This window comes from Kytococcus sp. HMSC28H12 (assembly GCF_001816045.1).
GTDB lineage: Bacteria > Actinomycetota > Actinomycetes > Actinomycetales > Dermatophilaceae > Kytococcus > Kytococcus schroeteri.
The window spans coordinates 1-1,279 of record NZ_KV824640.1; the positions used below are offsets into that span (position 1 = coordinate 1).

Sequence of the window (1,279 nt, forward strand, 5' to 3'; positions counted from 1 at the left end):
CGCAGGCGCCTCCGCGGGGGTGGCGCGCGGCGCGCGTGTCGCCGGGCTCACGCCTGCTCCTCGCGCACCCAGGTGCCGCTGCGGCCACCCTCCTTGCGCACCAGGCGCACGTCCGCCAGGTGGGCCGAGCGGTCGGTGCCCTTGACCATGTCGATCACCGACAGCGCGGCCACGCTCACGCTGGTGAGCGCCTCCATCTCCACCCCGGTGCGGTCGGCGGTGCGCACGGTGGCCTCCACCTCCACGCCGTCGTCCACGAGCTGCAGGTCCACCACCACGCCGTGCACGCCGATGACGTGGGCCAGCGGCAGCAGGTCCGGGGTGCGCTTGGCCGCGGCGATGCCGGCGATGCGGGCCACCGCCAGCACGTCGCCCTTGGGCACCGTGCCGTCGCGCAGCATCGACACCACCTCCGGCGCGCAGACCACCCTGCCGCGGGCGGTGGCGGCGCGGACGGTGGGCTCCTTGGCGGTCACGTCCACCATCCGGGCCTGCCCGGCGGCGTCGAGGTGGGTGAAGCGGGGCTCGGTCATCGGATGCTCCTCAGGGTCAGCAGGTCGCCGGCGGTCACGTGGGTGGTGTCCTCGGGCACCTCCACCACGGCGTCGGCCAGAGCCAGGGCGGTCACCATGTGCGATGCCGAACCGCGCCGGTGGGCGGGCACGGCCACCCGGCGGCCGGTGGCGTCGGTGGAGGTCACCACCGGCAGCACCTGGCGGCGCCCGGGCGGGCAGTCCCAGTCGGCCCCGGCCACCGCCACCTGCGGCACCGGGTCCGGCAGGCCCAGCAGCACACGCACCGCGGGGCGCACGAACATCTCGAAGGACACCGCCGCGGAGAGCGGGTTTCCCGGCACGGCCACCAGCGGCGTGCCGGCCCAGACGGCGTGGCCCTGCGGCTTGCCCGGCTGCATGCGCACGTGCACGAAGCGCCCGGCCACCCCACGCGCCCCGGCCTGCGCGGACCCGTCCCCCAGCACGATGCGGGTGACGTCGTGGTCGCCCACGCTCACCCCGCCGCTCAGCAGCAGCAGGTCGCACCGGGTGGCCAGCTCGTCGAGGCGGGCGGCGAAGGACTCGGCGTCGTCGGGCACCACCGGGCCGGTCACCACCTCGGCGCCTGCTCCCGCAGCGAGCGCCGCCAGGTGCACGGCGTTGCTCTCGTGCACCTGCCCCCGGCCCAGCGGTCGACCAGCGGGCACCAGCTCGTCACCGGTGGCCACCACGCCCACCACCGGGCGGCGGCGCACGCACACGGTGGCCACCCCGGCCCCGGCCAG

General features: G+C 76.8%; 2 protein-coding genes. Both read right to left on the reverse strand.

Translation table 11 applies throughout. The features are described from left to right. Window positions 1-47: 47 nt before the first annotated feature. On the reverse strand, window positions 48-533 hold the full coding sequence (gene moaC, locus HMPREF3099_RS10100) for a cyclic pyranopterin monophosphate synthase MoaC (RefSeq protein WP_070705846.1): 486 nt from the start codon (window positions 531-533) through the stop codon (window positions 48-50). Beyond that, window positions 530-1,279: molybdopterin-binding protein (locus tag HMPREF3099_RS10105; protein ID WP_237769832.1), on the reverse strand; the 750-nt coding region annotated here is incomplete at its 5' end. The genes moaC and HMPREF3099_RS10105, both read right to left, overlap by 4 nt.

Coding starts and splice junctions, on each gene's coding strand:
- moaC (WP_070705846.1), bottom strand. CDS start 533: ATGACCGAGCCCCGCTTCACCCACCTCGACGCCGCCGGGCAGGCCCGG.